20 protein-coding genes and 1 tRNA gene are annotated in these 18,434 nt (G+C 61.7%); 8 read left to right on the forward strand and 13 right to left on the reverse strand.

Annotated elements, in window-relative coordinates; translation table 11 throughout:
• Positions 1-29: 29 nt before the first annotated feature.
• Positions 30-1,055 (reverse strand): glycosyltransferase family 4 protein, encoded by a 1,026-nt coding sequence (locus KBY99_RS09375; RefSeq protein ID WP_409996555.1) that lies wholly within the window; start codon positions 1,053-1,055, stop codon positions 30-32.
• Here KBY99_RS09375 and KBY99_RS09380 point away from each other — a divergent pair.
• The gene (locus KBY99_RS09380) at positions 999-1,235 is read left to right on the forward strand and encodes a hypothetical protein (RefSeq protein ID WP_254998760.1); all 237 of its coding nucleotides are present in this window, start codon (positions 999-1,001) and stop codon (positions 1,233-1,235) included. The genes KBY99_RS09375 and KBY99_RS09380 overlap by 57 nt on opposite strands.
• Positions 1,236-1,438: 203 nt before the next feature.
• On the opposite strand, the gene KBY99_RS09385 is transcribed toward KBY99_RS09380, so the two are convergent.
• From KBY99_RS09385 to KBY99_RS09415, 7 genes are all read right to left on the reverse strand, one after another.
• The gene (locus tag KBY99_RS09385; RefSeq protein ID WP_254998761.1) at positions 1,439-2,431 is read right to left on the reverse strand and encodes a GDP-L-fucose synthase family protein; all 993 of its coding nucleotides are present in this window, start codon (positions 2,429-2,431) and stop codon (positions 1,439-1,441) included.
• Positions 2,428-3,579 (reverse strand): GDP-mannose 4,6-dehydratase, encoded by a 1,152-nt coding sequence (gmd, locus tag KBY99_RS09390; protein ID WP_254998763.1) that lies wholly within the window; start codon positions 3,577-3,579, stop codon positions 2,428-2,430. Before gmd ends, KBY99_RS09385 begins: the two co-directional genes overlap by 4 nt.
• 61 nt (positions 3,580-3,640) lie before the next feature.
• Complete coding sequence (locus KBY99_RS09395) at positions 3,641-4,597, reverse strand: GDP-mannose 4,6-dehydratase (RefSeq protein ID WP_254998765.1); 957 nt, start codon at positions 4,595-4,597, stop codon at positions 3,641-3,643.
• Positions 4,598-4,679: 82 nt separating this feature from the next.
• A complete protein-coding gene (secA, locus tag KBY99_RS09400) occupies positions 4,680-7,466 on the reverse strand; it encodes a preprotein translocase subunit SecA (RefSeq protein ID WP_254998767.1) in 2,787 nt (928 codons plus the stop codon).
• A 41-nt stretch (positions 7,467-7,507) separates the two neighbouring features.
• Positions 7,508-7,897 (reverse strand): type II toxin-antitoxin system VapC family toxin, encoded by a 390-nt coding sequence (locus tag KBY99_RS09405; RefSeq protein WP_254998768.1) that lies wholly within the window; start codon positions 7,895-7,897, stop codon positions 7,508-7,510.
• A gap of 11 nt (positions 7,898-7,908) precedes the next feature.
• Positions 7,909-8,169 (reverse strand): type II toxin-antitoxin system Phd/YefM family antitoxin, encoded by a 261-nt coding sequence (locus KBY99_RS09410; RefSeq protein ID WP_254998770.1) that lies wholly within the window; start codon positions 8,167-8,169, stop codon positions 7,909-7,911.
• Positions 8,170-8,254: 85 nt separating this feature from the next.
• Positions 8,255-8,533, reverse strand: a complete 279-nt coding sequence (locus KBY99_RS09415; protein WP_254998772.1) for a hypothetical protein — start codon at positions 8,531-8,533, stop codon at positions 8,255-8,257.
• Between the two features lie 164 nt (positions 8,534-8,697).
• Between KBY99_RS09415 and KBY99_RS09420 the strand changes: the two genes are divergently transcribed.
• Positions 8,698-9,006: a type II toxin-antitoxin system VapB family antitoxin gene (locus tag KBY99_RS09420; protein ID WP_254998773.1), complete on the forward strand. Its 309-nt coding sequence runs from the start codon at positions 8,698-8,700 to the stop codon at positions 9,004-9,006.
• Positions 9,006-9,395: a type II toxin-antitoxin system VapC family toxin gene (locus KBY99_RS09425; RefSeq protein WP_254998774.1), complete on the forward strand. Its 390-nt coding sequence runs from the start codon at positions 9,006-9,008 to the stop codon at positions 9,393-9,395. Before KBY99_RS09420 ends, KBY99_RS09425 begins: the two co-directional genes overlap by 1 nt.
• A 23-nt stretch (positions 9,396-9,418) precedes the next feature.
• Here KBY99_RS09425 and cysE read toward each other — a convergent pair whose 3' ends face one another.
• Positions 9,419-10,177, reverse strand: coding sequence for a serine O-acetyltransferase (gene cysE / locus KBY99_RS09430; RefSeq protein ID WP_254962297.1), 759 nt, complete (start codon positions 10,175-10,177; stop codon positions 9,419-9,421).
• A 64-nt stretch (positions 10,178-10,241) separates the two neighbouring features.
• Between cysE and KBY99_RS09435 the strand changes: the two genes are divergently transcribed.
• A tRNA-Gly gene (locus KBY99_RS09435) sits at positions 10,242-10,313 on the forward strand.
• A gap of 38 nt (positions 10,314-10,351) precedes the next feature.
• On the opposite strand, the gene KBY99_RS09440 is transcribed toward KBY99_RS09435, so the two are convergent.
• The 3 genes from KBY99_RS09440 to miaA form a co-directional block, all read right to left on the reverse strand.
• Entirely contained in the window at positions 10,352-11,341 is a 990-nt protein-coding gene (locus KBY99_RS09440) for a GntR family transcriptional regulator (protein WP_254942829.1), read from the reverse strand.
• A gap of 265 nt (positions 11,342-11,606) precedes the next feature.
• On the reverse strand, positions 11,607-12,212 hold the full coding sequence (infC, locus tag KBY99_RS09445; protein ID WP_254962298.1) for a translation initiation factor IF-3: 606 nt from the start codon (positions 12,210-12,212) through the stop codon (positions 11,607-11,609).
• 35 nt (positions 12,213-12,247) lie between these two features.
• The gene (gene miaA, locus KBY99_RS09450; RefSeq protein ID WP_254998776.1) at positions 12,248-13,168 is read right to left on the reverse strand and encodes a tRNA (adenosine(37)-N6)-dimethylallyltransferase MiaA; all 921 of its coding nucleotides are present in this window, start codon (positions 13,166-13,168) and stop codon (positions 12,248-12,250) included.
• A gap of 140 nt (positions 13,169-13,308) precedes the next feature.
• Between miaA and gyrB the strand changes: the two genes are divergently transcribed.
• Both gyrB and KBY99_RS09460 read left to right on the forward strand, forming a co-directional pair.
• Complete coding sequence (gene gyrB / locus KBY99_RS09455) at positions 13,309-15,279, forward strand: DNA topoisomerase (ATP-hydrolyzing) subunit B (protein WP_106632450.1); 1,971 nt, start codon at positions 13,309-13,311, stop codon at positions 15,277-15,279.
• A complete protein-coding gene (locus KBY99_RS09460; protein ID WP_254992990.1) occupies positions 15,279-15,602 on the forward strand; it encodes an SH3 domain-containing protein in 324 nt (107 codons plus the stop codon). The genes gyrB and KBY99_RS09460 overlap by 1 nt, the downstream gene beginning before the upstream one ends.
• A gap of 95 nt (positions 15,603-15,697) precedes the next feature.
• On the opposite strand, the gene KBY99_RS09465 is transcribed toward KBY99_RS09460, so the two are convergent.
• Positions 15,698-16,168: a glutathione peroxidase gene (locus KBY99_RS09465; protein ID WP_261352436.1), complete on the reverse strand. Its 471-nt coding sequence runs from the start codon at positions 16,166-16,168 to the stop codon at positions 15,698-15,700.
• An 87-nt stretch (positions 16,169-16,255) separates the two neighbouring features.
• On the opposite strand from KBY99_RS09465, the gene mgtE reads away from it, so the two are divergent.
• Positions 16,256-17,638 carry a magnesium transporter gene (gene mgtE / locus KBY99_RS09470; RefSeq protein WP_254992992.1) on the forward strand — a complete coding sequence of 461 codons (1,383 nt, stop codon included), beginning with the start codon at positions 16,256-16,258 and terminating at the stop codon, positions 17,636-17,638.
• A gap of 165 nt (positions 17,639-17,803) precedes the next feature.
• On the forward strand, positions 17,804-18,434 hold a 631-nt coding region (locus KBY99_RS09475), incomplete at its 3' end, for a sigma-70 family RNA polymerase sigma factor (protein WP_254998797.1).

Consider the following 18,434-nt stretch of genomic DNA (forward strand, 5'->3'; position numbering starts at 1 on the left):
GGTACGGATTATCTGATCGGGGTGATGGTCTAGGCCATAGACCCAGCAGCGTGGGCCTCAGACAACAGTTCCCAGTACTGCTGAGCCATCACTTCAGCCTGCGCATACGGCGTTGCTTGTTTTAGACCCTGTTTGATCAGGCTATGCCGCAGCGCTGGGTCCTTGGCCAGCTGCAGCAGGGCTGTTGCGATCTGCTGTGGATTGCCCGGATGGAAGAGTAGGGCGGCATCGCCGGCCACCTCTCCGAGGGCAGTGGTGTTGCTGCAGGCTACGGGGATGCCACGAGCCATTGCCTCTATTACTGGCATGCCGAAGCCTTCATAGAGAGACGGAAAAACCACCGCGAGGCTGTGCTGATACAGCCCTTCGAGTTCGTCTTCTTGAATGAACCCCGGCAGCAGCACACTCTCGTTTAAGCCCAGATCTGCCGACAATTTCCTTAGCTCCTCCAACCGACCGACGCCATCTCCGGTGCACACCAAGATGAAATCGTGCAGCAGCCCTTGTTGACGCGCCATGGCGAACGCGGTGAGCAGGAGCTCATGGTTCTTGTGGCGCCAGAGGTTGGCGGGATAGAGAAAGAAGCGGCCACTCACCAGATGGAAGGGTGGCCGTTCCATTGGCACCGCACTGCGACTGCGGGCCATTCGGATCGGTATGGCTCTGATGCGCCCTGGATCAGCCCCATGCTTGATTGCTTCCTGGTGGGAGAAGTGGGAGATGGCTGCGATGCGGCTGGCCTTTGCCAGCATCTGGCGGAAATGGCTCAGCCGTTCTGACTGTGCAACGGCGGGAAAGAAGCCTGGATAGGCGAGTGCCTGTAGGTCGTAGAAAGTAGACACTGTGGTGAGACCTGCACAGTGCAGCAGGGGTGCTCCAAAGGGGCAGAGGAGGAGTTGGGCTCCAGCACCCTGGTTGTGGTTAGGTGTAGTTGGATGATATGAAACTTCCGCCCTATTCGAGCGCCCTGAAAGATAATTCAGTACCCTCCGGCGGAGATGTCGGCCGTGGCGGCCGAGGCGCCTCGAGCCCAGCCACCGCCCTGCCGCCAACACCGGAACAGATGGCGTGAAGATGAGATTGGCTGCTTCAAGGGGCTGAAGATCACCTACCAGCTCTGGCTTGCAGGTGCAGTGGAACAGGGCCTGGGGCTGGTGTTTGGCAAGCTCCTGCAGCAGCGTGAGGATGAATGGCTTGGCGCCACCGTTGGCACCCCCCGTCAGCATTGGCGTTAGGTCTACCCAGATGTGCTCTAAGGGTGGAGTAGCCAGGTCGGCCGATGCATTAGTGAATCTGGAGAATTTCAATGTGTTGTCAGTCCAAAGATCTCTGAATGATTGCCGTTAATCCACAAGTCGATTCTGCAATAGACATTAAGGCGCGGACTATATGATGTTCATATGCATATATTGCATGACGAATGAAGCGCCTTTGAAGATCATTGCGTGCGAATTGCTTTTGTCTTGATCTCTTGTTGGTAAAGCGCAACTGTGCTTGCTAGGCCTTCTGCCAGCTCAATACGCGCGCGCCAGCCCAGTGCCGCCATCCGGCTTACGTCAAGCTGTTTCCTGGGCGTACCGTCTGGCTTGCTTCTATCCCAGTAGATATCACCCTGAAACCCTGTGGCCGCCGCCACTGCTTCTGCCAGGCCTGCGATGGTGAGATCTACTCCGGTGCCCACATTCAGGTGCTGCAGCTCCTCGGGGCCTGGCTGCCAATGCTCTAGGGCAAATACGCAAGCCTCGCCAAGATCATCCACATGCAGGAATTCCCGCAGTGGGGTCCCCGTTCCCCAGCAAGTAACTCTGGTTTCGCCAGACTCAGTTGCCTGATGGAACCGGCGGATCAGCGCCGGCAGTACATGGCTGTTTGTGGGGTGGTAGTTGTCGCCTGGGCCATAAAGGTTGGTCGGCATCAGGCTGAAGGCGTCAAAGCCGTGCTGGCGGCGCAGCGCCGCACAGAGCTTGAGCCCGGCGATCTTGGCGATGGCATACCACTCGTTGCTGGGCTCCAGCGGCCTGGTTAGAAGGGCTTCCTCCCGTATTGGCTGCTCAGCAAATTTAGGATAAATACAGCTCCTGCCTAGAAACAGCAGGCGGCGCACTCCGGCCCGCCAGGCCGTTTCGATCACGTTGGTCTGGATTTTGAGGTTGTCGAGCAGGAAGTCGGCCGGGTATGCGCTGTTGGCATGGATGCCACCCACCTTTGCTGCCGCCAGCACCACAACAGTGGGCCGCTGCTCGGCAAACCAGCGCTGCACCGCCACGGCATCCAGCAGGTCGAGCTCGGCGCGCGTGGCGGTGATCAGAGCGCCACCTTGTGCTGGATCGACGTAGCCGGCCCCCTGCAGAGCCCGAGTAATGGCGCTGCCGGCCATGCCCCGGTGGCCGGCCACGAAGATGCGGTCGGCTCGGGTTATTAGCCCACTCATGGTTGGGCGGCGGCCACCGCAGCCGCATTGGTCGGTGGATTCTCCATCGAGCCCACCACCGCAAAGCCTTCGCGCCGCAGGGTGGCCTCCTTGGCTGCTTCTTCTTTATCCGCCGCCACCATTTCTGCCACGAGTTCCTCCAAGGTGGTGGTGGGAGTCCAGCCCAGCTTCTCTTGTGCCTTGCTGGGATCGCCCAGCAGTGTTTCCACCTCCGCCGGGCGGAAATAGCGGGGGTCGATGCGCACCACCACAGCGCCGGTGTCTGCGCGGTGACCCACTTCCTCCAGGCCCTCACCCTGCCACTGGATGGCCTGCTCGCCACCAGCGTTCCAGCCGAGCTGCTGTGCTGCGAGCTCAATGAAGCGCCGCACCGATTCCTGGCGGCCCGTGGCGATCACGAAGTCTTCCGGGGGCCCCTCCTGTTGCAGCATCCGCCACTGCATCTCCACGTAATCCCTGGCATGGCCCCAATCCCGCAGCGAATCGAGGTTGCCCATGAACAGGCATTGATCCAGCTCGGCATCGATGCGGGCCAGGCCGCGGGTGATCTTGCGGGTCACGAACGTTTCACCGCGCCGCGGTGATTCGTGATTGAACAGGATGCCGTTGCAGGCATACATCCCGTAGGCCTCGCGGTAATTAACCGTGATCCAGTAGGCGTACAGCTTGGCAACCCCATAGGGGCTGCGGGGGTAGAAGGGAGTGGTTTCCTTCTGGGGAATCTCCTGTACCAGGCCGTAGAGCTCGCTGGTGCTGGCCTGGTAGATGCGGGTTTTGGCTGTGAGTCCCAGCATCCGCACAGCTTCCAGGATGCGAAGCGTGCCGAGCGCATCGGAATTGGCGGTGTATTCCGGCGCCTCGAAGCTCACCGCCACATGGCTCTGGGCCCCTAGGTTGTAGATCTCATCGGGCTGCACCTGCTGGATGATCCGGATCAGATTGGTGCTGTCAGTTAAATCGCCGTAGTGCAGCACCAGCCTGGGATCGCTCTCGTGCGGGTCTTGGTATAGGTGATCGATCCTTGCAGTGTTGAAGCTGCTGGCCCGCCGCTTGATGCCGTGCACCGCGTAGCCCTTCTCCAGCAGCAGCTCAGCCAGGTAGCTGCCGTCTTGACCGGTAATCCCTGTAATGAGAGCAGTCTTGATCATGGAACGTAATTAGGATTTGCTAAGAGGATTAGGGTGCCAGGCTGAAAGGTTAGTGCAGGGACTAGAACAGTCTTTCCTCATACATTTTTTGTACGATCTCGTTCGGTTGTACTTGAGCTTTCCAGCCCAAGTCTGCATAGATTTGACTTGGATTCATGGAGGAATACTTTAAGTCGCTTGGTCTAAGAAATGTGGCGTCGCTGACCAAGTATCTGTCTGCTTCTAGCCCAGCTGCTGCAAAGGCCAGGCGAACGAACTCACGCAGCGAGGTGGTGTGCCCCGACGCTATTAGGTAGTCCTTGGCAATTGGTGCCTGCAGCATCTGATGCATGGCTACAACGTATTCCGCTGCCCATCCCCAATCACGCCAGATGTCCAGATTGCCAAGCCTCAGCTCTTGGGTTTCACCCCGCTTGATTCGCCTCACCCCATCGATGATTTTTTGCGTCACGAAGCGCTGGGGGCGCAGGGGTGATTCATGGTTGGCCAGAATCCCTGTGCAGCAGAAGATTCCATAGGCTTCGCGGTAATTCGCTACTTGCCAGAAAGCTGTACTTTTTGCAACTGCATAGGGACTTCTGGGGTGGAAGGCTGTTGTTTCATTCGCTGCTTCTTGCTGGGTGTCGCCAAAGCACTCTGAGCTGCCTGCGCTAAAAAGGCGAGTAGGAGCTTCGAGGTAGCGTAGTACTTCTAAAAAGTTGAGCGTTCCACCGGCGATTGATTCCATACACTCAACTGGCTGTTCAAACGAGAGCCCCACACTCGTTTGGCCGGCGAGGTTGTATATCTCAGTTGGTTCGATCGAAGAGAGTGCTTTAAGCACGCTGCGGAAATCGTTCGGCGCTAGGGATATGAGCTCAATGTCTTGAGCGATGCCTAGCCTGTTGAGTCGGCTGGTATCGCTGCTTTGGGCATCACGGCTACTACCCACTACCCTGTAGCCGGCTTCCAGTAGATGCCGGGCGAGATAGGCCCCGTCTTGGCCGGTGATGCCGGCGATTAGAGCAGTTTTAGTCACTTCGAAGCGTGAGTTTGTAGATCTTTTGGTAAGGGCCTCAGCTTATTGCGTAAGGATGATCATGTCTATTCATCCTCTTGGCCTAAGCAGTGGCCCCCTGAGGTGCCGGCGCCGGCTGAAACATAAACATCGAATAAATCACATTCCGCCGCATCTGCGTCATCATCTCGAGGAACATATCGTAGCCCTCATTCTTATATTCGATCAACGGATCCTTCTGCCCATACCCTCGCAAACCCACCGACTCCCGCAGAGCATCCATCGCCTGCAGGTGTTCGCGCCAAAGGGTGTCGATCTGCTGCAGGATGAAGTAGCGCTCGGCTTCGCGCATCAGGCCTGGGCGTTGCTGCTCAACTTGGCCCTCCTTGATGTCGTAGGCATTGCGCAGCTGCTCCTGCAGGAAGGCCTTGAGCTCCTCGACGCCTAAACCCTGCAACTGCTGTGGGGTGAGATCTTCCAGGATATAAATAAACTCCTTGGTTTTATCCACCAAGCGGCTGAGATCCCACTCCTCAGGCGGCAGCTCTGGGTTCACATAGGCATCCACGATGTCTTCGACGGTGCGCTCGCCGTAGCCGATCACTTGGGCCTTGAGCTCACGGCCCTCCAGCACCCGGCGCCGCTCGGTATAAACGGCTTTGCGCTGGTTGTTCATCACCTCGTCGTATTCGAATACCTGCTTGCGGATGTCGTAGTAGTACGTTTCCACCTTCTTCTGGGCGCCCTCCAGTGAGCGGGTGAGCATGCCCGATTCGATTGGCATGTCTTCCTCCACCCGGAAGGCATTCATCAGCCCGGCCACCCGGTCGCCGCCAAAGATGCGCAGCAGGTTGTCTTCCAGCGATAGGAAAAAGCGGGTTGAGCCGGGATCGCCCTGGCGGCCGGCGCGGCCGCGAAGCTGGTTGTCGACGCGGCGGGATTCGTGGCGCTCGGTGCCGATCACATGCAGGCCACCGGCTTCGCGCACCTGCTGATCGTCTTGTTTCACCATGGCGTCGTATTCGGCCTTCACTTGAGCGATGCAGTCGCGCAGTGCTTGGATTTGGAGGTCCTCGCTCGGTGCCTTTTCGGCTGCCTGGGCGATGCGGTCTTCCAGCTCCAGCAAGGTGAGCTGCCGGTCGCCCCAGGCATTCACGAGGTCTTTGGCGAGGGTTACCAGAGCCTGATCAGTAGTTTCGCTCAGAGTGCAGGGATAGAGGCTTCCCAAACTGCGGGCCTCGCGTGCGGCTTTGGCTGAGGGGATGGGCTTGTGCTCATTTTCTGGGCGCACCAGCTTGGGTAGCAGCACCTCGCGCAGCTTGAGGCGGGCCATGTAATCGCTGTTGCCGCCCAGGATGATATCGGTGCCACGGCCCGCCATGTTGGTGGCGATGGTCACGGCGCCGGCCCGGCCGGCCTGGGCAACGATCTCGGCTTCCCGCTCCACGTTTTCTGGCTTGGCGTTGAGCAGGTTGTGGGGGATGTCTTGCTCAGCCAGCAGGGCTGATAGCAGCTCCGATTTCTCCACGCTGGTGGTGCCCACCAGCACCGGCCGGCCCCCCTTGTGCACCTCGGCGGTTTCTAGGGCTACCGCGCGCCACTTGGCGGTTTCGGTTTTATATACCTGATCGGTCCAGTCGGAGCGGGAGCGCACCCGGTTGGTGGGCACGATCGTGACCTCGAGCTTGTAGGTCTTCTCGAATTCCACCTCTTCTGTTTTGGCGGTGCCGGTCATCCCGGCCAGGCGCGGGTAGAGCAGGAAGAAGTTTTGGTAGGTGATCGAGGCGAGGGTTTGGGTTTCGGGCTGGATCTCTAGCTGTTCCTTGGCCTCGATCGCTTGGTGCAGGCCGTCGCTCCAGCGTCGCCCTGGCATCACCCGGCCGGTGAATTCATCCACGATCACCGCATCGCCATTGCGCACGATGTAGTTCACGTCCTTGGCAAACATCTCCTTGGCCTTGAGGGCATTGCCGATGAAGTGGGCCCAAGGGTCTTCTGGGTTGAAGAGATCGGTCACCCCCAGCTCCTGCTCGGCCTTGGCATAGCCCTCGTCGGTGAGGGTCACATTGCGCTGCTTCTCGTCAACCTCGTAGTCGCCCTCGGGGTCGATACCGTCTTTGCCTAGTTCGGCCGAGCGCTCCAGCAGCTCAGCCACCTCGGCGGCGCGGCGGTATTTCTCCTGGGGGCGCTCGATCTGGCCGGAGATAATCAGCGGCGTGCGGGCCTCATCGATCAGGATCGAATCAACCTCGTCGATCACGCAGTAGTTGGGCTGGCGCTGCACCACCTCAGCGATGTCGCTGGCCATGTTGTCGCGCAGGTAGTCGAAGCCCAGCTCGCTGTTGGTGGCGTAGGTGATGTCGCAGGCGTAGTTGGCTCGGCGGGTGGTTGGCGTCATCTCCTGCTGGATTAGGCCCACCGAGAGCCCCAGGAAGCGGTGCACCTGGCCCATCCACTCGGCGTCGCGGCGGGCCAGGTAGTCGTTCACCGTCACCACGTGCACGCCCCGGCCGGTGAGGGCATTGAGGTAGGCGGGCAGGGTGGCCACGAGGGTTTTGCCCTCGCCGGTTTTCATCTCAGCGATTTGACCGTTGTGCAGCACCATGCCGCCGATCAGCTGCACATCGAAGTGCCGCATGCCCAGCACCCGCTTGCCGGCCTCGCGCACCACGGCAAAGGCCTGGGGCAGCAGCTCATCGAGCAAGGCCCGCTCCTTGGCGGTATTGCCCGCCACCTGCTCCAGCTTCTGGCGGAATTCAGCAGTGAGGCCGCGCAGCTCGTCGTCGGAGAGGGGGGAGATTTCCTCCTCGAGCAGGTTGATATCAGAAACGATCGGCTGGTAGCGCTTCAGCTTGCGGGCATTTGGATCACCCAGCAGCAGCTTGAGCATTGAGGCGGAACGGCCAGCACAAGAGACATCCTACCGGGCGGCTACCAGAGCAAGCGGCAAGGGAAGGCTTGGAGGGCTTGATCCAGGCTCACCAAAGTGAGGTGGCCCAGCTCGGCCTGGGCTGCCAAGAGGCGATCAAAAGGATCGCGGTGGGGCAGCGCGTAGCCGCCGGCATGCAGGCCATGCTGAAGCTTGATCGGCAACAGCTCGAAACCCTGGGCTGCCAGGAGTTGGGGCAGGGTGTCGACCAGTTCGCTGGCTGCCGGCAGCTTGCCCAAGCGCACCTTGGTGGCGATCTCCCAGCCGGAGGCCGCACTCACGAACACCCGGGTGCTCTCATCGGCAATGGCGGCATGGGCTACGGCCGAAAGCCGCTCCGGTTCGGCGAGCCACCAGAGCAAGGCGTGGGTATCGAGCAGCAGCGATTGCATCGACTGTGCGCTTACAGCAAGGGTTGCTCAAGGCAGACGAGTTCGTCCTCCGGCAGGGGCTCCAGCAGCACCTCGACGGGCGGCAGGCTGATGCGCCCCGCCAGCACGCCCGGTTGCCGCCGCGGGGTGGCTGGCTCGAGGGGCACCAACCGTGCCCATGGTTTGCCTCCCTTGGCCACCACGATGGTTTCGCCGGCATGGGCAGCATCGATCAGGCGCGAAAAGTGGGTTTTGGCTTCATGCACATTCACGGTGTGGTGCGGTTGATCCATGGCGAACTCATGCAGCAATGGCCGACTCAAGCTTAGTCCGCAGGTGGACTAATTCCGCGGCGGGTAGTGCATCAGCTGATTCGGCTCACTTCAGCAGCCACTCCACTGCGCTGCTCCAGGCGACCGGTTCTGGCCATTCCCCCCGGGACGGCCTGTTGTTGGGTGAAATCCCCGCGCTTGGGCGCCGCTGCCCGACGGTTCCTGCAGGGCCTCCAGGAGTGCCCGCAGCTCTCGTTGCAAAGTCGCGCGTTCGCAGTCGCTCGTCTTCCAGCGACAGCATCGGCAGCCAGCTGCGCTCCGCACTCGCCTCCAGCTGCTGGGCCACCTCCTGCCACAGCAGCGAAGTTTTGCCGCTGCGGCGCATGCCGATTACGGCCAGCTATCCACCAGCTTCTGGCGCAGCAGATCGCGCAGTGTTGCGGGCAGCTTGTCGTCCATGGCGTCAAGTTGGCTCAGGGCCTTGTCGTGGATGGCGACAAGGTGGTGGTCTCTATTTGTGTTGGAATAGGGGCCTGGGTAGAATTAGGGTTGATTTCTACCCGGCTCCTTGTGGGGGCGTTAGTGGCGATGGGCATGAACATCAAGGATCCGCAGGTGCATGCCATGGCCCGTGAGCTGGCGGCGCGGCGTGGCACCACCGTGACCGATGCCGTGCGTCGTGCGCTTGCGGCCGAACTAGAGAGAAGCCCAGAGCCATCTGCGCTGAAGCTGCAGGATGCCAAGTTGCAGCAGTTACTCGCTTTGTTGGGGCGCTTCAGCAATCTGCGTTGGCCAGACCAGCGCACCAGCAAGGAGTTGCAGGATGCCCTCTACGACGATGACGGTCTGCCGGTCTGATGGTGATCGATACCTCTGCTCTGATAGCCATTCTCAAAGCGGAGCCGGAAGCTGTCGAACTCCTTGGCTGCCTGAGTCAGCCATCTCCGAAGTGGATCTCCACCGCCACTCTCTTGGAAGCTCAGATCGTGGTGATCAGTCAGCTCGGTGAGGCAGGGCCTCCTGAGTTGGACTTGCTCTTGGGCCGAGCGGAGATCAAGTCGCTTCCGCTCGACACGTTGCATGTGCACTGGGCCCTCCACGGCTGGCGCCACTTCGGCAAGGGCCGCCACCGGGCTGGCCTCAACTTGGGTCATTGCTTCAGCTACGGCCTAGCCATGGCCCTGGACCTGCCGCTGCTGTTCAAAGGCGATGATTTTGCCCGCACTGATGTGAAAGCTGCCATGTGAAGGCACGCGTGTGAAACCAGGACTCAGCTAGTGGTGCCAGGGTTGTCGCCCAGAAATTCCAGGATCTCGCGATCTTTCAGGTTTTGAGCGGCGCCGTTGCAGGGCTCCAGCAGGGGGCGGCCGGCGGCCAGCTCCCGCAGGCAGCCTTGGGTGCGGGCCAGCTCCATTTCCAACACGTCGATGCGCTCCATCAGGTTGCGGATCACATTCGCCTCCGTGTCTGGCAGGGCTGAGTGGGCAAGGGGGTCGATCCTCACCCCGCTCTGATGGATCACCCGGCCCGGGATGCCCACCACCGTGCTGTCGGCCGCCACATCGCGCAGCAGCACCGAGCCGGCGCCGATGCGGGTGTTGGCACCCACGGTGATCGCCCCCAGTACCTTGGCGCCGGCGCCCACCACCACGTTCTCCAGCAGGGTGGGGTGGCGCTTGCCATGGGCCTTGCCGGTGCCGCCCAGGGTGACGCCCTGATACAGCAGGCAGCGGTTACTGATCACGGCTGTTTCACCGATCACCACTCCCATGCCGTGGTCGATGAACACGCCATGGCCGATCCGGGCGCCGGGGTGGATTTCAACGCCGGTAGCCAGTCGCCCCAGCTGGCTCAGCAGCCGTGCCAGCAGGGGCAACGGCGGCAGTCGCCGGGCCCAGAGCCAATGGCTGAGACGGTGCAGGGTTAGGGCGTGCAAGCCCGGATAGCAGAGCAGGATTTCCAGCGTGCCTCGGGCCGCAGGATCTCGTTGCTTGATGATCGCCAGGTCGGCTTGCAGTGCCTTGAGCATGGAGCCAGTTTGACCGAGGGGCCCCCCGTCATGCATGATCTTGAAATCGGCAAAGCCGGTAGTTGCGGATGTAGCTCAGTGGTAGAGCATCTCCTTGCCAAGGAGAGGGTCGAGAGTTCGAATCTCTTCATCCGCTTGATTCAGCCTGCCATTTGGTTCATGTAGCCATTGGGTTCAGGTAGCAAGTAGGCCAATTTCTTTGCGCAGTCCGTCGATGGTGGCGGTGCCTAGGTAGCTCTGGGCGCAGTGCACCACCGGCATCCGTATTAGTTGGGCCCTGTTTTGGCGCAGGCTCTGCTCCACCAGAGGCAGGCTGGGGCGGTCGCAGAGCACGTGGCTGGCGGCCCGCAGCAGGGCCAGCAGGCGGCTGCCTGTGTCAGGGTTGGCGGTCATCACCAGCAGCTCGTTGCCGCGCATGCTGTGCAGGATCACCTCGGCGGCCCGCAGGATCCCCGGGCTGATGCTCACCAGGCCCACGCAGCTGCCCTGGCGCAGCTCCTTGAGTAGGTCGAGCTCGTGGCGAAAATCGTTGAGATCAACGGCCACCGCCCGCACGCCGTGCTGTTTGGCAATCTCCTCCACCGGCTGCAGGAAGTAGCGGCTGGTTACCACCGTGCCGTTGTTGGATTCGGTGAGCACCGCCGCCAGCTCCTCCATCGGCACCACCTCCACCGGCACCTCCAGGCTGGGGATGAGCTCCTCGGCGATCAGCATCGAGGCGCCGATGTCCTCGCGGGGGGTGCTGACTAGCACCCGGGCGCCGCAGCGCAGACGCCAGTCGATCTCCCGGGTGAATAAGTCGCGGCTCTGCTGCAGGGTGCAGCCGGCATTGAGCAGGCCATCGACGCTCTGGCGCACCTCACGGTCGATGTCTGGCAGGGGACGGCCCCTGGGGCCCGGCGGCGGCTTGATTTCCCGCGGCTTTTGCTGGTCGCGCACATAGATGCCCGATCCCGCCATCGCTTCAACGACGCCGTCGGTTTCCAGCTGGCGATACACCTTGCTGATCGTGTTGCGGTGCAGGCCGGTCTGCATCGCCAGCTGCCTGGTGCTGGGCAATCGGTGCCCCGGCGGGTAATGGCGGGCCGCAATGGCGAAGCAGATCTGGTTGTAGAGCTGCGTCGACGCCGGGATGTCGCTTTCCTGCTGGATGTGGAATCGCACGCCGGGGTTGGGCCAATTGGGCTGGTGGCCACCATAAAGAGGCTTGGCCCTGGGGACAATCCCCCTGTTGGCATACGCGCGTGTGCCGGTTGGGCCTGGTGCAAGTGGGCGGCCCTCCGGGAAGTTGTACATCTGTACAACTTCCTGCACGCGCAAAAACCAAATGCCAGCAAGCCAATGTCCGCCCGCCAATGTCCGCAGCTAAGACCTTCCCTTCAACCGCTCAGCGCTTGAGCGATATGCAGGCGATCGCTAGAGAAGTGATTTAACCCGTGGGTTCTGCAGCGGAACTTGAAGCCACCTTGGTGTTGCCCTTTGGAGCGGCGGCCTTGCGGGGGCTCAGGAACATGATCATGTTGCGCCCTTCCCGCTTGGGGGGCTGCTGGATCTCGGCGTTGTCCTCGAGGTCCTTGGCCATGCGGTAGAGCAGTACTTCAGCTAGGGCGGTGTGCTGGATTTCGCGGCCGCGGAAGATCACGGTGCACTTCACCTTGTCGCCGTCCTTAAGGAAGCGCTGCGCCTGGCCGATCCGCACCTGATAGTCGTGGGAGTCGATCTTGTAGCGCATCTTCACTTCTTTTACTTCCGTCTGGTGCGACTTCTTCTTGGCTTCTTTGGCCTTCTTTTCCTGCTCAAACTTGTATTTGCCGTAGTCCATGATCCGGCACACCGGCGGATCGGCCTTTTCGCTCACCAACACTAGATCGAGCTCGCGGTCCTTGGCAACCTCAAGGGCCTCCTCGCGGGTGATCACCCCCAGTTGACTGCCATCGGCATCCACCACCCGCAGGTTGGGGTAGCTGATGCGGTCGTTGATGTTGGGCAGCTCCCGCACGGGAGCACGGCGGTCAAAACGGGGACGTGGAGGCATTCAGGGGTGTGAAGGATCGCGAAATCGCTAACGCTTCACCCTAGTCCGCGCTCGACCACTTGCAACGCCTGGGCCAACTGCCCCTCGGTGCTGCGCTCTTCCAGCCAGATCGGCTCATGGCGCCGCCGAAACCAGGTGCGTTGCCGTTTGGCGAATTGGCGGGTGCGCTGCTCGCAAAGGGCGATCGCTTCAGTTTCGCTGAGCTCGCCGGCCAGCTGCTGCTTCGCCTCGGCATAGCCGATGGTGTTGAGCAGGGGCAGCCCAGCCCCGTATCGCTCTATCAGCGCTTCGGTTTCAGCCACCAGCCCCGCAGCAAATAGGCCCCGGGTACGGCTGGCAATGCGGCCTGTTAGGTCGGTGGGATTTAGGCCCAGCTCCAGCACCCGCCAGGGCGGCGGCGTGGCCCCCTGCTGGCTGGATAGGGGCCGCCCCGTGGCATAGAGCACCTCCAGGGCCCTTTGGGTGCGCACGGCATCGGCGGGGGCGATACGGGCGGCGGCCGCCGGATCGCCCTGGCGCAGCAGCTGGTGGCAGAGGGGCTGGCCGAGGGCTGCTAGCTGGGCGCGCAGCTGGGGTTGGGGTGGCACCGCTGGGGGCTCCAGCCCCTGGGTGAGGGCCTGTAGGTAGAGGCCGCTGCCGCCAGCCAGCAGGGCCAGGGGCTTGCTGGCAAGTTCGGCGTTGAGCTGGGCCTCGGCGATCGCCCGAAACTCCTGCAGGTTGATCGGCTGGTCGGGATCGCGCAGATCCAGCAGCTCGTGGCGTGCCCGCCCCCGCTGAGCGGCTGTGGGCTTGGCGGTGCCCACGTCCATCTGCCGGTAGAGCTGGCGCGAATCCACGTTCAGCACCGCCAGATCGAGGGCCTGGGCCAGGGCGATCGCCAGGTCCGTCTTGCCGCTGGCCGTGGGGCCCAGCAAGACGATGACGAGGGGTTGGCCTGCGGACTCAGTGGGGCTCATGGGTCCACCTTGCCAGGGGGTGTCAGCCCGAGTTGGCGGTGGTAAATTGCTTATTGCAATAGGGCTTTTTGGCCCGTTTGCGCCTTACTTGCCCCGGGATTTCGCCGTCCTGTGCCGAATCCCTGGGGAGACCTTCCTGCATGAGCGCTGAAAGCCAAGCTTCCACGAAAATTCAGGCCGCCTATGGCGCCGAGCAGATCCAGGTTCTGGAGGGCCTGGAGCCCGTTCGTAAACGGCCGGGCATGTACATCGGCTCCACCGGCCCCCGAGGCCTGCACCATTTGGTGTACGAGGTGGTCGACAACGCAGTGGATGAGGCCTTAGCCGGCCACTGCGACCAGATCCTGGCGGTGCTCAACGACGACGGCTCTTGCGCAGTCACCGACAACGGCCGCGGCATCCCCACCGATATCCACCCGCGCACCGGTAAGAGCGCCCTTGAAACCGTGCTCACGGTGTTGCACGCCGGCGGCAAGTTTGGCTCTGGTGGCTACAAGGTTTCTGGCGGCCTGCACGGCGTTGGTGTGTCGGTGGTCAATGCCCTCTCCGAGTGGGTGGAGGTCACGGTTTACCGCCAAGACCAGGTGCACACCCAGCGCTTTGAGCGCGGCGCCCCGATTGGCATCCTGCAATCAGCCGCTGGTGAGAAGGGCCGCACTGGAACATCGGTGTGCTTCAAGCCCGATATCGAGATTTTCTCGACCGGCATTGAGTTCGACTACCAAACTCTCTCCTCGCGTTTACGCGAGTTGGCATACCTCAATGGTGGGGTGCGGATTGTCTTCCGTGACGACCGTGCTGCGGCCCGCAATGCCGCTGGCGAAGCTCACGAAGAGATCTATTTCTACGAAGGCGGCATCAAGGAATACGTCGCTTACATGAATAAGGAGAAGGATCCTCTCCACCCCGAAATCATTTACGTCAACCGCGAAAAGGACGGTGTACAGGTGGAAGCGGCACTGCAGTGGTGCGTGGATGCCTACTCAGACAGCATTCTTGGCTTTGCCAACAACATCCGCACTGTCGATGGTGGCACCCATATCGAGGGCCTGAAAACGGTGCTTACCCGCACCCTCAACACCTTTGCTAAAAAGCGCGGCAAGCGCAAGGATGCCGATACCAATCTGGCTGGCGAAAACATCCGCGAGGGCCTCACCGCGGTGCTTTCGGTAAAGGTGCCCGACCCGGAATTTGAGGGTCAGACCAAGACTAAGTTGGGTAATACGGAAGTTCGCGGCATTGTTGACACGCTGGTGGGGGAAGCCCTCAGCGAATATCTAGAATTCAATCCCTCGGTGATCGATCTGATCCTCGAGAAGGCTATTCAGGCCTTCAATGCAGCCGAGGCTGCCCGCCGCGCTCGCGAGCTGGTGCGACGCAAGAGCGTGCTCGAGAGCTCCACCCTGCCTGGCAAGTTGGCAGATTGCTCCTCCCGCGACCCGGCCGAGTCTGAGATCTACATCGTGGAGGGGGATTCAGCTGGTGGTTCGGCCAAGCAGGGGCGAGACCGTCGCTTCCAAGCGATCCTGCCATTGCGGGGCAAAATTCTCAACATCGAGAAAACTGACGACGCCAAGATTTATAAAAATACTGAAATTCAGGCGCTAATCACCGGACTAGGTTTGGGGATTAAAGGCGAGGAGTTTGATGAGAAAAATCTGCGCTACCACCGGATCGTGATCATGACCGACGCCGACGTCGACGGCGCCCACATCCGCACTCTGATTCTCACCTTCTTCTTCCGCTATCAGCGGGCCCTAGTTGAGGGTGGCTACATCTACATCGCCTGCCCACCCCTCTATAAAGTGGAGCGGGGTAAGAACCACACCTACTGCTACAACGAAGACGATCTCAAGAAAACGATCGCTTCATTTGGTGAGAAGGCGAACTACACGATCCAGCGTTTCAAGGGCTTGGGCGAAATGATGCCGAAGCAGCTATGGGAAACCACCATGGACCCCACCACTCGCATGATGAAGCGAGTCGAGATTGAAGATGCCCTCGAAGCCGATCGCATCTTCACAATCCTGATGGGCGACAAAGTGGCCCCGCGCCGGGAGTTTATCGAGGCCCATAGCGCCACCCTCGATCTAGCCCAGCTCGATATTTGATGGCGGACACCCGCATGATGCAGTCGTCTGCAGCTTGGCGCTGGGCGGCCCTGCTTGGTTTCGCCCTGATCACCCCCGTGGGCTTGCCTGCCGGAGGGGCTGATCGCAGGCCGCTTGAGGTGCGCCGGCGTTGTGCCGGAGATCCTTTGCTGTCCACCCAGGCCGTGGCGTTGCGGGCAGCACCGGAGCAGCGCGCCCCCGCCCTTCAGCAGCTGGGACCTGGCGAGCCCATGCGAGTGCTGCGCAGCTGGCGGGGCAGTTCCGGCCAGCGCTGGCTTCAAGTGCAGGCCGCCGATCGCCGCGGCTGGTTGGCTGCTGGTTGAGTGAGTTGCGTGAGGGCACACTCGATATTGGTATCTCATTGAGTTTGTACATCTGTACAAACTCAATGAGAGCCAACAGACCAACGATCGTCCGGTTAGGCGGCTAGGGCAGCTTCGATGGCTTCCTTTAATTCAGCTGAATCGGGCTCCACATTGCTCTTGTAGCGGCCCAACACGGTGCCGTCTTTGCCCACCAGAAACTTCTCGAAGTTCCAGCCCACGGGGCCAGCGGGCTCGCTCTTGCTGAGGGTGGCGTAGGGCTCTTCGGCCATCACCACTTTGTCGAGCAACTCAAAGTTGGCGCCGTAGGTGGTGGAGCAGAACTGCTGGATCTCTGGCAGCGTGCCGGGCTCCTGGGCGCCGAAATCGTTGCAGGGGAAGCCGAGCACGGCCAGGCCCTGGGGGCCGTAGCTCCCCTGGAGGGCCTGCAGGCCTGCGTATTGGCGGGTGAATCCGCAGCGGCTGGCCACGTTCACGATCAGCAGCACCTTGCCGGCCCAGTCGCCCAAATTGCGCTCGTCGCCTTTGGCATCGCGCACGGCCACATCGGTCACGGAGATAGCCATTGGTCCGGTTGTCATCAGTTGGCCGGACCATAGCGGGCCGAAGGCAGCTGCGACCCATAAACTCAGCATTGCGGCGTCGCGGGGCCTATGGGCGAAGCCAACGGGATCCAGGTGGCCGAGGTGGTCGCCCAACAGCTGGAAAGCCTGCTTGAGGCAGGTAACTACGACGGCGCCAAGTTGCTGCTAGGCCCCGTGCAGGAGGTGGACGCAGCTGAAGCTATAGGCAGCTTGCCGCGCACCCTGCAGGCCCTGGCCTTTCGGCTTCTGCCCAAGGACGAGGCAATTGAGGTCTACGAATACCTAGATGCGTCAGTGCAGCAGACCCTGCTGGAGCGGCTGCGCTCCGGCGAGGTGCTGGAGCTGGTGGAGGAAATGTCACCCGACGATCGGGTGCGGCTTTTTGATGAGTTGCCCGCCAAGGTGGTGCGGCGCCTGCTGGCCGAACTCAGCCCGGCGGAGCGGCGGGTCACGGCCCAACTACTCGGCTACGAGGCGGAGACGGCGGGCCGGCTGATGACTACCGAATTCGTCGACCTCAAGGAGTTTCACAGCGCCGCCCAGGCCCTGGCGATCGTGCGCCGCCGAGCCCGCGACACAGAAACCATTTATTCCCTTTATGTCACCGATGGCTCGCGCCACCTCACCGGCATCCTGTCGCTGCGGGATCTGGTTACGGCCGACCCCGAGGCCCGCATCGGCGATGTGATGACCCGCGATGTGGTGAGCGTTGGCACCGACACCGACCAGGAGGAGGTGGCGCGCGCGATCCAGCGCTACGACTTCCTGGCCGTGCCGGTGGTGGACCGGGAGCAGCGGTTGGTGGGGATCGTCACCGTGGACGACGTCATCGACGTGATCGAGCAGGAGGCCACCCGCGACCTCTACGCCGCCGGCGCCGTGCAGGCTGGCGATGAAGACGACTACTTCCAGAGCAACTTGTTCACCGTGGCGCGGCGCCGGGTGGTGTGGCTGCTGGTGCTGTTGGTGGCCAACAGCGGCACCTCGGCGGTGATCGCCTCCCAGGAGTTGGTGCTCAAGCAGGTGGTGGTGCTCGCCGCCTTTATTCCGCTGCTGATCGGCACCGGCGGCAATGTGGGAGCCCAGAGCTCCACCGTTGTGATTCGGGGCCTGAGCACCCAGCGCATTCAGGCGATGGGCGCCTGGCGGGCGATCTGGCGTGAATCTGTGGCTGGCGCCCTGCTGGGCTTGTTGATGGTGCTGGCGGTGGTGCCGTGGGCCGCCTACGTGGCAGGAAGCTGGTTAGTGGCTATGGCCGCAGGCCTGAGCTTGGTGGCGATCACCACCCTCGCTGCAACGGCCGGCGCGGCCCTGCCGCTGCTGTTTGACCGTCTGGGCCTGGATCCGGCCTTGATGTCCGCGCCTTTTATTGCCACCGCTACAGACGTCGCTGGGGTGTTCATCTACCTGCAAACCGCCTCTTGGCTGCTGCAACGCGCCGCGCCCGGCTAGGTAGCTGCTGGGAGTGGCTTGAGTCGCAGTAGCAGTTTTGGGGTTTCTGAGAGGAGTTAACACTTCTTCAGGTTAGGCTTTACACATCTTCAAAGCCCCAACGCCGTGGTCGTCGCCATCGCTACTGCACCCACCGCAGCTGCTCCCGACAAGGCTGCCCGCTCCATGCCCGCGGCCGACGGCGACCTGGTGCGTAGCTACCTGCGGGACATCGGGCGAGTGCCGCTGCTATCCCATGAGCAGGAGATCACGCTGGGCCGCCAGGTGCAGGAGCTGGTGGGTCTAGAGGAGCTGGAGCTGGAGCTGGAGGTGCAACTGGGCAACAAGCCAAGCCAGGCGGAATTGGCCCAGGCCGCTGGCCTGAGCGCGCCATTGCTTAAGAAGCGTTTGCAGGCGGGCCGGCGTGCCAAGGAGCGGATGGTGGCTGCGAATTTGCGGCTTGTGGTGAGTGTGGCCAAGAAGTACACGCGGCGGAATATGGAGCTGCTGGACCTGATCCAGGAGGGCACGATCGGTTTGGTGCGCGGCGTTGAGAAGTTCGATCCAACCCGTGGCTACAAATTTTCAACCTATGCGTATTGGTGGATTCGGCAGGGGATCACGCGGGCAATCGCTGAGAAGAGCCGGACGATCCGGCTGCCAATCCACATCACCGAAACGCTGAACAAGCTGAAGAAGGGTCAGCGTGAACTGAGCCAGCTTCTGGGGCGCACGCCGACGGTGACGGAGCTTGCCGAAGCGGTGGAACTGCCAGAAGAAGAGGTGAAGGATCTGCTGTGCCGTGCGCGCCAACCGG

The sequence above is a fragment of the Cyanobium sp. Maggiore-St4-Cus genome (genome assembly GCF_024345615.1).
In the GTDB taxonomy this organism is placed as follows: Bacteria; Cyanobacteriota; Cyanobacteriia; order PCC-6307; family Cyanobiaceae; genus Cyanobium_A; species Cyanobium_A usitatum.

What these genes read in the sequence shown, in the direction of transcription:
- KBY99_RS09465 (WP_261352436.1), bottom strand. Translation starts at nt 16,168, where the DNA reads ATGGCTATCTCCGTGACCGATGTGGCCGTGCGCGATGCCAAAGGCGAC.
- miaA (WP_254998776.1), bottom strand. Translation starts at nt 13,168, where the DNA reads ATGAGCCCCACTGAGTCCGCAGGCCAACCCCTCGTCATCGTCTTGCTG.
- KBY99_RS09460 (WP_254992990.1), top strand. Translation starts at nt 15,279, where the DNA reads ATGGCGGACACCCGCATGATGCAGTCGTCTGCAGCTTGGCGCTGGGCG.
- KBY99_RS09415 (WP_254998772.1), bottom strand. Translation starts at nt 8,533, where the DNA reads ATGCGCCGCAGCGGCAAAACTTCGCTGCTGTGGCAGGAGGTGGCCCAG.
- infC (WP_254962298.1), bottom strand. Translation starts at nt 12,212, where the DNA reads ATGCCTCCACGTCCCCGTTTTGACCGCCGTGCTCCCGTGCGGGAGCTG.
- KBY99_RS09385 (WP_254998761.1), bottom strand. Translation starts at nt 2,431, where the DNA reads ATGAGTGGGCTAATAACCCGAGCCGACCGCATCTTCGTGGCCGGCCAC.
- gyrB (WP_106632450.1), top strand. Translation starts at nt 13,309, where the DNA reads ATGAGCGCTGAAAGCCAAGCTTCCACGAAAATTCAGGCCGCCTATGGC.
- cysE (WP_254962297.1), bottom strand. Translation starts at nt 10,177, where the DNA reads ATGCTCAAGGCACTGCAAGCCGACCTGGCGATCATCAAGCAACGAGAT.
- KBY99_RS09425 (WP_254998774.1), top strand. Translation starts at nt 9,006, where the DNA reads ATGGTGATCGATACCTCTGCTCTGATAGCCATTCTCAAAGCGGAGCCG.
- KBY99_RS09380 (WP_254998760.1), top strand. Translation starts at nt 999, where the DNA reads ATGTCGGCCGTGGCGGCCGAGGCGCCTCGAGCCCAGCCACCGCCCTGC.
- gmd (WP_254998763.1), bottom strand. Translation starts at nt 3,579, where the DNA reads ATGATCAAGACTGCTCTCATTACAGGGATTACCGGTCAAGACGGCAGC.
- KBY99_RS09410 (WP_254998770.1), bottom strand. Translation starts at nt 8,169, where the DNA reads ATGGATCAACCGCACCACACCGTGAATGTGCATGAAGCCAAAACCCAC.
- KBY99_RS09405 (WP_254998768.1), bottom strand. Translation starts at nt 7,897, where the DNA reads ATGCAATCGCTGCTGCTCGATACCCACGCCTTGCTCTGGTGGCTCGCC.
- secA (WP_254998767.1), bottom strand. Translation starts at nt 7,466, where the DNA reads ATGCTCAAGCTGCTGCTGGGTGATCCAAATGCCCGCAAGCTGAAGCGC.
- mgtE (WP_254992992.1), top strand. Translation starts at nt 16,256, where the DNA reads ATGGGCGAAGCCAACGGGATCCAGGTGGCCGAGGTGGTCGCCCAACAG.